At 37.6% G+C, this 13,990-nt stretch carries 11 protein-coding genes; 6 read left to right on the top strand and 5 right to left on the bottom strand.

From position 1 onward, the window contains the following. Nucleotides 1-10: 10 nt before the first annotated feature. Nucleotides 11-1,873 carry a heparinase II/III family protein gene (locus AADJ06_RS06860; protein WP_341225680.1) on the bottom strand — a complete coding sequence of 621 codons (1,863 nt, stop codon included), beginning with the start codon at nucleotides 1,871-1,873 and terminating at the stop codon, nucleotides 11-13. 237 nt (nucleotides 1,874-2,110) lie between these two features. Here AADJ06_RS06860 and AADJ06_RS06855 point away from each other — a divergent pair, with 237 nt between their 5' ends. Next, complete coding sequence (locus AADJ06_RS06855) at nucleotides 2,111-3,340, top strand: PQQ-dependent sugar dehydrogenase (RefSeq protein ID WP_341225679.1); 1,230 nt, start codon at nucleotides 2,111-2,113, stop codon at nucleotides 3,338-3,340. A 3-nt stretch (nucleotides 3,341-3,343) separates the two neighbouring features. Here AADJ06_RS06855 and AADJ06_RS06850 read toward each other — a convergent pair whose 3' ends face one another. Continuing rightward, nucleotides 3,344-4,045 carry a DUF4377 domain-containing protein gene (locus tag AADJ06_RS06850; RefSeq protein ID WP_341225678.1) on the bottom strand — a complete coding sequence of 234 codons (702 nt, stop codon included), beginning with the start codon at nucleotides 4,043-4,045 and terminating at the stop codon, nucleotides 3,344-3,346. 205 nt (nucleotides 4,046-4,250) lie between these two features. On the opposite strand from AADJ06_RS06850, the gene AADJ06_RS06845 reads away from it, so the two are divergent. Genes AADJ06_RS06845 through AADJ06_RS06830 form a run of 4 tightly spaced genes read left to right on the top strand, consistent with a single transcriptional unit; the run spans nucleotide 4,251 to nucleotide 7,178 of the window. Beyond that, complete coding sequence (locus tag AADJ06_RS06845; RefSeq protein WP_341225677.1) at nucleotides 4,251-4,910, top strand: TetR/AcrR family transcriptional regulator; 660 nt, start codon at nucleotides 4,251-4,253, stop codon at nucleotides 4,908-4,910. A 3-nt stretch (nucleotides 4,911-4,913) separates the two neighbouring features. Then, on the top strand, nucleotides 4,914-5,765 hold the full coding sequence (locus tag AADJ06_RS06840) for an ABC transporter ATP-binding protein (RefSeq protein WP_341225676.1): 852 nt from the start codon (nucleotides 4,914-4,916) through the stop codon (nucleotides 5,763-5,765). After that, nucleotides 5,762-6,460, top strand: a complete 699-nt coding sequence (locus AADJ06_RS06835; protein ID WP_341225675.1) for a hypothetical protein — start codon at nucleotides 5,762-5,764, stop codon at nucleotides 6,458-6,460. Before AADJ06_RS06840 ends, AADJ06_RS06835 begins: the two co-directional genes overlap by 4 nt. A gap of 7 nt (nucleotides 6,461-6,467) precedes the next feature. Further along, nucleotides 6,468-7,178 carry a hypothetical protein gene (locus AADJ06_RS06830; protein ID WP_341225674.1) on the top strand — a complete coding sequence of 237 codons (711 nt, stop codon included), beginning with the start codon at nucleotides 6,468-6,470 and terminating at the stop codon, nucleotides 7,176-7,178. An 89-nt stretch (nucleotides 7,179-7,267) separates the two neighbouring features. Here the strand turns inward: AADJ06_RS06830 and AADJ06_RS06825 are convergent, their stop codons facing one another. Both AADJ06_RS06825 and AADJ06_RS06820 read right to left on the bottom strand, forming a co-directional pair. Next, on the bottom strand, nucleotides 7,268-9,397 hold the full coding sequence (locus AADJ06_RS06825) for a molybdopterin cofactor-binding domain-containing protein (RefSeq protein ID WP_341225673.1): 2,130 nt from the start codon (nucleotides 9,395-9,397) through the stop codon (nucleotides 7,268-7,270). Between the two features lie 111 nt (nucleotides 9,398-9,508). Beyond that, a complete protein-coding gene (locus tag AADJ06_RS06820) occupies nucleotides 9,509-9,970 on the bottom strand; it encodes a (2Fe-2S)-binding protein (RefSeq protein ID WP_341225672.1) in 462 nt (153 codons plus the stop codon). Nucleotides 9,971-10,309: 339 nt separating this feature from the next. Here AADJ06_RS06820 and AADJ06_RS06815 point away from each other — a divergent pair, with 339 nt between their 5' ends. Beyond that, nucleotides 10,310-12,769 carry a TonB-dependent receptor gene (locus AADJ06_RS06815; protein ID WP_341225671.1) on the top strand — a complete coding sequence of 820 codons (2,460 nt, stop codon included), beginning with the start codon at nucleotides 10,310-10,312 and terminating at the stop codon, nucleotides 12,767-12,769. 28 nt (nucleotides 12,770-12,797) lie between these two features. On the opposite strand, the gene AADJ06_RS06810 is transcribed toward AADJ06_RS06815, so the two are convergent. Next, on the bottom strand, nucleotides 12,798-13,964 hold the full coding sequence (locus AADJ06_RS06810; protein ID WP_341225670.1) for a cytochrome-c peroxidase: 1,167 nt from the start codon (nucleotides 13,962-13,964) through the stop codon (nucleotides 12,798-12,800). Nucleotides 13,965-13,990 lie beyond the last annotated feature (26 nt).

The raw sequence follows: 13,990 nt of genomic DNA, 5'->3' as shown, positions 1-13,990 counted from the left end.
AAATGTAAACTTATTCGAAAATGCTTAGGTCTAATGGTTTTACTTTGGCCTTATTATTCTCTGGAATTAGGGCTATTTGAATAGTCTCTTTTGCATTTGCTTCTAGCTTCATTTCAAAACCAACAATAATAGAGTTTGGGTTGGCCTCATCATAGCTATTTGGTGATTTTGTACTCCAGGTTCGCATTTTGACATTCTGATGGCTTAATAATCTGAGATGTAGTTTTTTATTGTTTTGCGTCAAAATGATATCTGAATTACTCATGGAGATAATGCTGGCATTAGTTGGCATTCTCCATTGCAGCGTTTTGGCTTCGGAGTTATTGACTAGCTTGTCTGTTATGACTACATAGCTATTGTCTTTAATGGCTACGGCTCTTTTACTGCTTTTGATTTGCGATTTATAAACTTCTGTGATGTCTGAAACTGCTGCTTTGACACTTTCGGTATCAATGATTTTGTCAATATTGGCGTAGCCATAAACCTCTTGAAATTGATTATTGAACGAGAGCGTGCTATGTGCCAGGTTATTATATCTATAGACATCCCATCTTTGGGCGTCTTGTTCTCTACCCCAAATTTTAACTCCCTGCGTCTCTAATAGATTATAATTAGAAGAACCGAAATCTATGGCCCAACGCTCACCCATGGCATCCATAACAAAAGAGCCAATATCCATGTGTGCATGGTTTTCATGAGGAGAACCGGCTTTGAAGCCTACAAATACTCCATTTTCTTGCCATGAACTTCGCATTAAAGCTACAGGGGTGAGGCCACTTCCAGTCCAAACTTTTTCTTTCGGGATTAGTTCTTTTTCAAGGTCAATACCACTACCCCAAACCATCATGAGCGGAGAGAGACGCTTGGTCATGTTTTTCTCGAGTGAGTTTTGAATCATTTTCTTTTCCCAGAATAGGAGAGACGCGTCTTGATTCAGTTCTGCAAACCAAAACATAGCTGGGTTTATTCTGATATTATCACTACAGTCGGAGTAGTTAAAGGCATTATAGGAGGGACCAATCATGTGCATCAAGTAGGCAGGTGTTTTATCAAAACCCGGGAGCTTCGTCAAGCCAAAATCTGACTTAAAAACTTTCATCATGGCATCAATGAAAAGGACATTAAAAGAAGTGCCGTAGCCCCAATATGCGTAGCCTTCTGGGTAGGCACCATCTGGAGCATACTGTTCCATGGGTAAAGAAATAGACTTTATAGCCCTTGAAATGGTGCTTTTTGCTAATTCTGGTTCTTCATCATAAATGGCTAAGGCTCCTAAGGCCATTCCTGCATTACAAACCTGATTCCAGTTATGATGAGCTGTTAAGAAACCATTATATTTTTCATTATAAGATGGGTTTATACCTTTCTCTATGATGGCATTTTTTACCACAGTTTTAGTTTTTGGGTTCAGGCCTTTGTAAAACCAATCATAGGCTATGGCAATAGCGGTGGTCATTTCAGCGACATCCAAAAAATGACTAGGATTCCAGTCCGAAAACTGAGCTATGTTAAGCATTTCTTGCTCCGCTTTTTCTAGGTATTTGGTCTCATTGGTGAGTCTATAGGCATAACCTAAGAAAAGAACACGACGAAGGTACTCTCTTGATACACTTAAAAGTCTTCGACCTGTCTGGATTCTTTCAAGAAGTGGAAGGGCTATTATTTGGTTAGCTTCCCTGATTAGGGATGTATGAACTTTTTGCCTTATCGGACTATGTTTTATTGCCTTTTCAATAAGTGCCTCCTGATTTTCTAAAAACAATATGCGAGGATGTTCTATGATGTTCTCGGCAAGCTCTTGACTATAACTTTGGAAGCTTAAGAAGGTGAATACCAAAAGAACGCAAGATTTTATAAAGTACTTTGTTTGCATAGCAGCTATTGGGGTTGAATTATGTTATGAAATTAGGGAATAAACAACGCTACATGGCACTGCCATAGATAAGAGTGCTTAAAACGAGTTTAAAAACTATTCGAAAAGGAAGAATATCTCGTGATGAGGGCTATTGGAAGCTGAAAAGGCAAATTGGGTAGTTGAAAATAAATTGATTAAACGGCAGCTTCATGTAACTTTGCGACCGTTTTGAGAATTATAACAATAATCTTACGCATGAAAATTAATTTTAAGAGGTCAATCATAGGCCTTAGCTTTCTTTCAGGAATCTCCTTTTCATTATCTGCTCAAATAAATCCATCTCAAATTACAGTTCCCAAGGGGTTTACTGTCAAAATAATTGCCAAAGATTTAGGTTCTCCTAGACATATGACGGTTTCTAAAAATGGCGATATCTACGCTAATAGAAAGGCGGATAAAGGTTTTGTGTTATTGAAAGATACTAATAACGATGGCAAAATTGATGAAACTAGGGTAATAGGCGAAGAAGTAGGAACGGGAATAGTAGCACATGACAGGTATCTATACTATTCTTCTAACACGTCAATTTACAGATACGAACTAGATAAAAATTACAATTTTCCTAAAAATCAAGAGCCAGACAAAATGGTTGATGGTTTAATAGATAAAGGCCGTGATAACGCAAAACCTTTTGTTCTTGATGATGATGACAACATCTATGTAACAGTGGGCTCCTGGAACGACCCATGTAGAGAGCCTGAAAGTGGAGCAGGAATGATGCCTTGCCCAATATTGGATGTAGCGGGTGGTATATGGAAATTTAACGGACGAATCTTAAACCAAAGTTTTTCTAATGGAACGAGATATGCTACGGGTGTTAAAAATGCGGTGGCAATAGATTGGAATAAAGAAACAAATAGTTTGTTTACTGTAGTTCATGGTCGTGGTCAATTCCACGATTTTTATCCGCAATATTATACTGCGAAACAAAGTGCAGAATTACCAGCGGAAGCCATGTATGAATTGAAAAAAGGTGATAATGCAGGTTGGCCATATATTTATTACGACCAAAAACAGAAAAAGAAAATACTGGCTCCAGAATATGGAGGGAATGGGAAGAAGACTGGTGGCGAAGATGCCATAGACCCACTGATGGCTTTTCCTGCTCACTTAGGACCTAACGACCTTTTGTTTTACACAGGGAATTCTTTTCCTAAGAAATATCGAAATGGAGCGTTTATAGCTTTTCATGGTCAGTCCCCTGAGCTTAAGAAAGGTTACTTTGTGGCCTTTGTGCCTTTTAAGAAAGGAAAACCTACAGGGAAATGGGAAATCTTTGCAGATAACTTTGCAGGCGTAAACTTAGCGAATCCTTCAGGACCTATTCAGCATAGACCCTGTGGTTTGGCTATTGGTCTTAATGGTGAGCTTTATGTTAGCGACGATTTGAATGGTACAATTTTTAAAATTGAGTACGAGAAGTAACAATTAGTTACTTCTTTTGAAAGCTAGTATTTCGGTGTTATTTCCGTCATAAATGATAAGCTTTTGGTTCTCTATTTTGTAGGAATTAATTTGATTTAAGAGTGGGCCATATTGGTCAGCTAATTCCATTTCTTGGCACATTTTTTTTGTGCCAATCACGTTGCCAAGGTTAATTTTATTGTCCATTACGGATTTAATTTCACCTACGAGGTTATTACATCCATCATTTGCTATCATTTTTCTTAATTCAAGCTGGAATTCGATTGTAGGGGTATTTTCGCCTAAGACAGGAGCATTGTTAAGTTCTACTAAGGTCCATTTGTTATCAAGAAGAAGTTTTGGCTCATACTCCTTTTGCATAACTTTTAATAGTTTATAATTTTTTAAAGAAGCATCAGCAGCAACTGGTTTTAAAGAATTCTCCTCTTTTACCAAAAGTTTGTATACGTAACCTTCTTCGTAATTAAAACCGTCAATGGAATCATAGAAAAGTTTCCAATTGTTAGCGTTTTTTATGTTACCCTTTTGAATTTCTAGGCAGTCCTTTTTTCCAACTCCCACGCAGTCAGACTTTTTGCCATTCACCCAGTATACCGCCTCTGTGGAGGTAGTAGTTGCTTTTGAAGTACTTGAGCTAGAGGATGATGTAGCACAAGAACTGAAAACTGCCAAAATGGCTATGGATAGTGTGTTTCTTAAAATCATGTTTGTCTGGTTTATTGAATACTTTAACTCTTTTTGATGGCCTGAAGTATAATAAGGTATCAAATAAATCAAGTTACGTAATACTTATGTAACGGTTTTTTTTGTGTTTGATATTGCTTAACACTTCTGTATAAAATAAATATTTAAAAGAAATGACTGGGTAGTCATGTAATTTGTTATATTTGTGACTGTATAGTCACAATGTATGCCTAAAGAGACGTTTTTTAATATTGGCGAAGCCAAAAGAACACTTATCACAGAGGCTTTTCTCAGAGAGTTTGCACTTAAACCTTTTGACGAAGCTTCTATTTCTGAAGTAGTGAAGCAGCTCGGGATAGCAAAGGGGAGCGTTTATCAATACTTTGAAGATAAGCTTGATTTGTTTTTGTATCTTTTGAAAGAGAGTGGGGGTGCTAAGAAAAACTATGTAGGTAGCATAGAAAGAGAGAGCTTTCCTGATTTTTGGGTTTTCTTCAAAGCTTTATTTAAAGCAGGTTTGGAGTTTGATAGAGAGCGTCCTTTACACAGCCATTTTCTGTTTAATCTTATAAAAAACTTACAATCACCTACCATAGAGCATCTTTATAAAGACATGCTGAGTAGTTCGGTTTTAGCCTTTGAGGAAATGGTCAAAGTTGAAATTGCAAAAGGGCTTTTTAGAAATGATGTTTCGTCTGAAATCATGGGCTTTATGCTATATAAAGTAGGGGTGAGCATTCAGGAACAAATGGAATTTAAGGGCTTCATAAATCCCAAGGAAAGTATTTTTAATAGTGAGCCTGTTTATAAAGACAAACACGAGCATTTGATGAATATGGTGGACGATTATATCTTAATGGTTAAACCGACTTTTGATAAAAACTAGATTATGATTCAAGTAGAGAATTTGGTATTTCAATACCCTAAAAATGATGCCCCAACATTGAAGGGGCTAAATTTTCAGATAGAAAAGGGAGAGGTATTTGGTTTTTTAGGGCCTTCTGGAGCAGGGAAAAGTACAGCTCAAAAAGTGCTTTATAAGATTTATCAAGAATATCAAGGTTTGGTGAAAATTGAGGGTAAAAATTTAGCAGACTGGGACAGTTCTTATTTTGAGAAAATAGGAGTGGGTTTCGAATTGCCAAATCATTACTTAAAGCTTACAGGAAAGGAAAACCTAAACTTGTTTGCGTCCTTTTATCAAAGTAAGAAAATGAGAAAAGTGGAAGAGCTTTTTGAAATGGTAGATTTGAGGGAAGACATGAATAAGCCGGTAGAGGCCTATTCCAAAGGAATGAAAATGCGACTCAACTTTATTAGAGCTATTCAGCATGACCCTGATATTATATTTTTCGACGAACCTACATCTGGTTTAGACCCAGTAAACGCCCATAAAATAAAGCAGCACATTTTAGATTTGAAGGCTGCAGGTAAAACCATTTTTGCCACCACGCATAGTATGGAAACTGCCGATGAGATTTGCGATAGGGTCTCTTTCATTGTGGATGGGGAATTACAAGTGACTGATACCCCTAAAAACCTTAAGAAACAGTATGGAAGAGAAGGGCTAGATGTAGAACTTTATAATGGCATTACTAAAGAGTTTTCGTTAAAAAAACTGGGGGATAATCAAGACTTTATTGATTTTATAAAACAAGATGAGGTTAAGCGAATCCATACGCAAGAGGCTACATTAGAGGAGGTTTTTATACGTGTAACTGGTAAATCACTAAAGGTATGAGTAGCTTTTTTACACAATTAAAATGGCAGTTTTTGCTTTTGCAGAAAAACAGCATTATCACCATCAGTTTTGTGGTGACTCTGATATATGGAGTGTTATTGTATTTCTTAAGAGATGTGGGCTCTTTAGATAAATTGGTTGTTTCACTAGTTCTAAACGACCCATCTGTTATTGGCTTCTTTTTTATAGGTTTGGCTATTTATACTGAAATAAAGCATCAGGTTTTACCGGCCATCTTTGTGACTCCTGTAAACCTTCATTCCATTGTCTTGGCTAAGGTTATCTCCATTTCATTAATAGGTTTGGTTTGCTCTCTAGGGCTTGCCATCTCCATAAAAGGTTTTGATTTTGATATATTATCATATACTGTAGGCTCATTTGGTATTTGTGTTTTGTCTTCTTTACTCGGGCTTTATATGCTCACCTATGCCAATGATTTTTTAAAGTTTGCTATGATGTCGGTACCTATCTTTTTGATATTTATAAATGTCCCTTTATTAAATTATTTGGGAGCTATAGACTTGGGTTTTGTGAAATATTTGTTTCCAATAGAAGGTAGTTTAGGCTTAATAGATGCGGCTATTAGCGGCACTGAAATAAGTTTTTTGTATTCATATTTGTCTATTTTCCTCATGGTTCCGCTATTCTATTTTCTAGCTTTTAACAGGTTTAAAAATAAGGTGGTTCATCAATAATAGTTTTATGAAAAAGATATTAAAATTAGCTTTAACCGATTTTAAAATCATCTTTAGAGACCCTTCCTTAAGGCCTTTTTTGGTGTTGCCTCTTGTTCTGTTTGTTTTGATAATATGGGGAGTGCCTTATTTAGTAAGTCAATATTCTTTTTTGGAGCCTTATTTACCACTTTTTTTGGTGGTTGCGGTGATAGAAAATACCCAAGCTTTTTGCTTTATAAGTTCCATGGTTTTAATAGACGAAAAGGAAACTGACGTTGCAAAGGTTTATGGTGTAGTACCTTTATCAAGGCTGGAGTACCTACTGTCACGTTTCTTTATCCCTTACTTTTTTACAGTTTTTCTAAATGTGCTTCTGTTTTTCTTACAGCCATTCTTTGACATTAGTATTGGAGCTAATATTGCAATCTCGTTTTTAGCTGCTTTGGTAGTGCCAGTATATGTGCTGACTATAAATGCACTAGTTCAAAATAGACTAGAAGGCATGGTTTATATCAAAGCCTTAAATATGTTGGTGTTAGTACCAATAGCTGCTTTTTTTGTTCCTGAAAGTTTCAAACACTTTTTCGGTTTTTTACCAACGCATTGGATATTTCAAAGCATTGAAAATGCAACAAAGGGAGTTTCTACTAGCTTATATGTTATTCTAGGGTTTGTGTTCTTTAGTCTGTTATTATGGTTTGTCTCAAAAGTATTTGTCCGAAAGCATTTTGTCTGAGTATTTCTTTGTAAAAAAGAAATCCCGCCCAAAAGGACAGGATTCCAAAAAGTCTTATGTCTATAATCTTTTGTCAAAAGTCTAATTGACTACATATAACTCTCCACCTCTTTGTCTTCCAGATTAAAAGGCTGACTGTAGAGTCGTTTTCCTGTAGCTGCTGCTATGGCATTGGAGATGGCTCCGCCGGTAGGAGGTAGAGCAGGTTCTCCAAGTCCTGTTGGTGATTTCCCATTATCCACAAAATAAGCCTCCACTTCAGGTATTTCATTCATTCGGATAAGTCGGTAAGTATCATAGTTTTTCTGGTCTGGCTCTCCTTTGGTAAAGCTTAGTTTACCATACATTGCATGGCCTATTCCGTCTATTACTGCACCGTAAATTTGGTTTTGAGCACCAGACTGATTGATAACGATACCACAATCTGTGACTGCGTAAACTTTAGTAAGAGCTGGTTTTCCTTTCACTTTTTTCATCTCGGCTACTTGTGCCACATAAGAGTTATGAGAGAAATACACACTGAAACCTTGTGATACACCTTTTTTCTTACCCCATTGAGATTTTTCGGCGGCTAATTCTATGGCTGCTTTAAACCTTTCGGGCTCGTAATTTACTTTGCCTACGGGGTCTTTCATTACCTTATCTAGCAATTCAAGTCGGAACTTAACGGGGTCTTTACCCATGGTGTGTGCTACTTCGTCTATAAAAGATTGCTCGGCATATGCCAAGAAATTAGTGATAGGTGCTCTCCAAGGGCCCGTGGTAATTGGCGATTTATAATTTACCGATTCTATCAATAAATTGTCGATAGCACCAGCTGGGAAATTATCTTGACGGGTACAGTTACCTGCATTTAAGCCTACACCTTTTAAAGAAAAGGCCGTAACCTGTCCATCTTTGATAGCTGCCTTAAACCTATATCTTACGGCAGGTCTGTAATACCCACCAGTAATGTCGTCTTCTTTTGTCCACGTAACTTTCACAGGCATTTTTATAATGCTGGAAAGCTGAGCTGCTTCCACAGCATAGCCGTCGTCTAGTCTTCTACCAAAACCACCACCCATTTTGGTGAGTTCTAAACTTATTTTGTCTTGAGGAATGTCTAGTAATTTAGAAATAGAGCCAACTGCCCTGGCGGGCGTTTGGGTTGGTCCTGCTAATTCTACCGTGCCATTAGATTTTACATTGGCATAGAAATTCATAGGCTCCATAGGGCTGTGTGATAAGAAAGGACATTGGTATTCTCTTTCTAGCACTTTATCAGCTGCCGCAAAAGCTGCTTCTGGGTCGCCATCTTTTCGCATCTCGGTGCCACTTTTGGGATCGTCTAACTGCGATTTGAAGATGTTGTCATGGTCTTCAGAGCTTTCTAGATCACCATCTTTTTCATAAACAATGTGCACTTTTTTACGAGCTTGCATTATTTCCCAAGTGCTTTTCCCTACTATGGCTACATTGTTGTCAAATGAAACCACGTCAATAATTCCTGGCATTTTTAGAGCTTCAGTAGCATCAAAAGACTTCAGTTTCATGCCAAAAGCAGTAGGTCGCTGAATTTGAGCATTGACCATGCCTTCTTTTTTGAAATCAATACCAAAAAGTGGTTTACCTACCAGTAAGTTTTTATTGTCAACACCAGCATGCCAGCCACCTATTTGTTTATAGTCTTTGGCATCTCTTAAATTTACATCAGTAGGTGGAGTTAATTTAGCAGCATCTTCTACTAGTTCGCCGTAGCTTATTTTTTTGCCATTGGCAGAAATTACTTCACCGTTTTCTGTTTTCAATGTGCTAAGAGCCACGCCCCATTTATTGGCGGCAGCTTCTTTTAATAACTCTCTGGCGGTGGCACCAGCAGTTCTTAGCCTATCCCATGAGTGTCTAATAGCACCACTTCCACCGGTTAACTGTCGTTCAAACTTATCGGAGAAGTTGGCTTGTACTACATCAACACTCTTAAAGTCGACATCAAGCTCTTCAGCCACAATCACCGGAAATGCTGTTTTTATCCCTTGTCCAATCTCAGGATTAGGAGAGTAAATGGTGATTTTTCCATTTGGAGCTATGCTCAGAAAAGAGTTGAACTCATGACCAATGGCCGACGGGTTAACTAACTCTGCAGCTACGGCCTTATTTATGGAGTGGAAACCTATCACTAAGCCACCTGTAAGCACAGATGCTGATTTTAGGAATCCTCTTCTTGTATTTTTGTTATTCATTGTTCTTCGTTTTTTGAAGGGAGTATTTTTGAAGTCAGGTGTTGAGTGTCAGATGCTGGATGTTACTCTGAAATAAGCGTCCGACATCAAATATCCGTCACCAGACATTCCTCAACCCATTTTTTCTCCTGCCAATTTTACCGCTTTTTTGATTCTATGATACGTACCGCATCGGCATATATGAGCCGACATAGTGGCTTCAATTTCCTCTTCGCTCGGTTTTTTATTATCTCTTAAAAGAGCCGAAGCAGTCATCATTTGTCCTGCTTGGCAGTACCCACATTGTGGTACGTCTAACTCATTCCAAGCTTCTTGTACAGGATGGTCTCCGTTTTCTGAAAGTCCTTCTATGGTAGTTATTTCTGCATCTGCCACGGCTGATATTGGCATTACGCATGAGCGAATAGGGTTACCATTCATGTGTACTGTGCAGGCACCACATTGAGCTATTCCGCAACCATATTTAGTACCTACTAGGTCGGCGTGTTCACGCAAATACCAAAGCAAAGGCGTAGAAGGGTCAATGTTTGTTTGATAATCTTGACCGTTAATTTTAAGTTTTAATTCTGCCATAAGACATTTAAAAGGTTGAATGATTGTACAATTTAAGGTTTTTATTGATTTTTCAATAGTCTAAATAGACCAATTTTATAAGAAGGAAGATTCTTTTGCCTTTTCATTCTAAGCATGTGTCGCTTATGAATACAATTTTCCTTGAAAATTGCTAGCGTCGGATAAGTGATTCGCTAATTGTTTCAAATGATTTTGGGTGGGAAATTGGTAGGAGGCCGTTTGCCTCTTATTTTTAGAGCATGAATTAGCCAAAAGTGGGATCATTTTGTCTCATTACACTTTCATAGGACAGTTAAATACGGTGAATAATTTATTTTCGTCAAAATTATAATTCCTAAAATGAATAAAGCTTTTTCAGCAAGTATTGCCGTTTTATTATTTGTATACACTTTTTCAGCAAAATCTCAAACGTTTCACACACTTACTGGAACTGTTATTGATTCTGTAACCAATGAACCTCTGTCTTTTGCTTCTATTAAACTTGAAAAAGAAGGCAAATTAATTGCCGGCGTTCAGAGTACGGATGATGGCGAGTTTAGCATAAAAACATCTACCAATGAGGTTTATATTATTAAGATAGAATATGTGGGCTACGCCCCAAAATCTGTTAAAATTAGCACTAGAGAAAATAATGCTAGTCTCAATTTAGGAGCATTGGCCTTAGCTCCACTTAGTCAACTTTTAGAAACGCTTATAGTTACTGGGATAAAACCTAATATGGTGACAACACTAGAAAAACAGGTTTTTGACTCTGAACAATTTGAGGTGGCAAAAGGAGGCACAGCTTCCGATTTGATAAAGAATATTCCTTCCGTCATGATAAATGTGGAGGGTGAAATCTCCGTAAGGGGTTCAAAGGGCTTTGTGATTATGGTAAACGGAAAGCCGAGTGCTTTAGACCAAGTCACTATTTTGTCACAAATTCCAGCAAACACTATTCAAAAAGTTGAGATTATTTCTGTGCCATCTGCTAGGTATGAAGCAGACGGCAAGGCAGGAATTATCAATATAGTTACTAAGAAAGGAGCAATGGATGGTTTGAGCCTTTTTACAAATGTGCAGTACGGTTTACCAAGAATAAGGGCTTATTTCAACGAAACAGAACCTCAGAGGCATGGTGTAGATGCTACATTGAGCTATAGAAAAGAGAAACTAGAACTAAATGTTGGTCTTAATTACCTTCAGAATGATATAGCAGGAAGAAGAGTGGGAGATGCTTTTACTATCATAAATGATGTGAAAACTACTTTTCCGAGTGAGGGCGAAAGAAGTTTTATTAGGAAGAGTTATGGCCTTAGGGCAAACGGAACGTATTATTTCAATACCAGTAATGAGCTTACCGCAGGCGTATATTTAGGTAGCCGTGAACAGTATAGGACGGCGAATATAGTTTATAATAATACAAAGGCTAGAGCTACATCTGGTGAGCCTATTAGTGCATTTTCCTATTATAATGGAAACCAAGTTTTGAAGGCTGGAGACTTTCAGGTTTATAATTTAGATTATTTACACAAGTTTGAAGACCGTTCGTCAATAAGCCTTTCTGGTTTGTTAGAAAATGCTCAGCTTGATGGTAATACCCAAAACAGAAACTTAAATCGTTTCGACTACGCAGATACTCTGCAGTATACCTTTAATACAGGGCAAAATCCTTTAAATGCCTTACGTTTAAAGGTAGATTATGAGAAACCTATAAAAGTGGGAGTATTAGCTTTTGGTTATCAATACAGGCTTCAAAACCAAGATGGTGTTTTTAAATATTTAGAGAAAAGTGGTAATAAGCTCTCATTTGTTCAGAATGATGCTTTCAGTGCAGATATACGCGTAGAAAACCGAATCCATGGCCTTTATGGTATGTATACTGCCAAATTTGACAAACTAGAGTTTAGTTCTGGATTACGGTATGAAAAGTCGGACAGAGTTTTTAAAGATGGTAAGTCTGATGATTTTCACCTTGACCTGTCAAACTTCTTTCCATCGGCTAATATCATGTATAGCCTAGGGAAGCAGTGGAGATTAAAAGCCGGTTATAGCAGAAGAGTGCAGCGGTCTACTAATAACGAGTTAAATCCTTATCCTGAAAGAGAGCATTCTGAAACATTGGAGCAAGGCGACCCTAGAATTAAACCAGAATTTATAGGTATTACAGAAGTGGGAATTAGCAAGGACGCCCAGAAGCTTTCTGTGTACATGAATCTTTATCATCAGCACATCACTGATATAGTGAACAGGGTAAACAGCGTATATAACGACACTATTTTGAATAGAATTTACACCAACGCTGGTGTGGCAAATTTGGTTGGCTCAGAGTTAGGCTTGACTTGGGCCGCTTCTAAGAAGTTAAAGTGGTTTGTAGGAGGTAATGTTTACCGACTTAAGATAGACGGAATGCTTTTTGAAAATGCCGTAAACGTAGATAGCAGAGGTTGGGTTTATTCATTGAACTCAAATCTGTCTTATAAAATAACACCAAGTTTAAGTACTCAGTTTAATTTGTCTTACATGTCTGCCAGAAATACTGCTCAGGGCGAAGACTCTCGTTTTTATCAGCCTAACCTTTCTTTAAAGAAAAGTTTTATGAACCATAAGATGACGGTGGCTGCTCAGTGGCAAAATATGGCTTTTGGGAATATGGCGGTAAATCAGCAGCGAATTACCACATTTGGGGCAAACTTTTATACCACCACTAATTATATTCAGGAGACCAATATTATCCTACTAAACTTAAGTTTCAATTTTAATCAGCGAGACACTAAGGTCAATTTACCTTCAAGTGAGTTTGGCGAGAAGGAGTTTTAAGTAGCACGCTTTGGCTTAATGGGTTAGTCTAAATTTCAATGTCGCCACCCACAGGTAAACCACTGGGCACTTTAAGAGGTATTTCTTTGTCGAAATTTGAGTCGTTTAAAGTGTTTAAAAATGAAATGATAGGAGCCATATCTTTCACTTTTAATTTTAATTCGTTTACCAGTGTATCCATTTGAGCATGGCCTACTTTTTCGTGTTTTTCTTTCCCGTCGGCTATGTCTTCGTAAAACTCCAGCACTTCTTTTAAATTGTTAAAACTGCCATTATGCATGTAGGGAGCCGTAAATCTTAAATTTCTTAAGGTTGGAGTGCGGAAGGCATAAGTACTGTCAATTCCGGAATCAAATGCAGTTAATTTATCGTTTGTAGGTATTCCCAGTGTATGAGCTTTGTAGTCTGAAAACATAGGACCATTATGACAGTTTCCGCAGCCTACTTTTTTAAACGTTTCAAACCCATCTTTTTCAGAAAGTGAAATGGCACTATTGTCGCCTCGCATGTATTGGTCAAATCTAGATTCTGTAGCTAATAGCGTTCTTTCAAAGGTTGCAATTGCCTTTCCAATGTTCTCTTCGGTTATAGGTTTGGTTCCGTCAAAAGCCTCTTTGAAGAGCACGGTGTATTCGGGGATGTTTTTCAGCCGAGTAACTATTTCTTTAAGAATTCTTTCTTCAGAGAAATGGTCGCCTCGCATCTCTTCGTAGGTTTTAATAGGGAGCAAAGCTTGCTCTTCTAAGCTGTTTGACCGTAAATCCCAGAACATTGGGGAATCTTCTGGAGAGTAGTAATTTTTAGTATTAATGCCGTTAAAGGCTGTATTTAATATGGTATGGGCATTTCTTTTGACAAAAGGTATATTGTTTGGTTGTTTGAAAACTCGTTTACTGCCAAAGCCTTTGCCGTTTACGCCGATTGACAAATCTCTAAACTCGGCATAGCCATTATCTGGGTGGTGGCAGGTAGCACAAGCCACGTCTTTATCACCAGACAAGATAGGGTCATAAAAAAGGAGTTTGCCCAGTGCTACTTTTTTGGGAGTGGCGGGATTGTTTTTCGGGTCAATAACTTTGTTTGGCAGAGCCGCAAAAACATTAAGATTATTCAGTAACTCCTTCTTTAGTCGTTTCTTTTCCTTGATAGCCTGCTCTTCTAAATTACTATTTGAGCATTGCCAAAACAGTAGCATACTTAGAAAAAACAAGAGAGCATTTT

The organism is uncultured Arcticibacterium sp. (assembly GCF_964021845.1).
Lineage (GTDB): Bacteria > Bacteroidota > Bacteroidia > Cytophagales > Spirosomataceae > Arcticibacterium.
The sequence above is the reverse complement of the archived record's forward strand: the minus strand, read 5'-3'. Positions and strand labels throughout refer to the sequence as shown.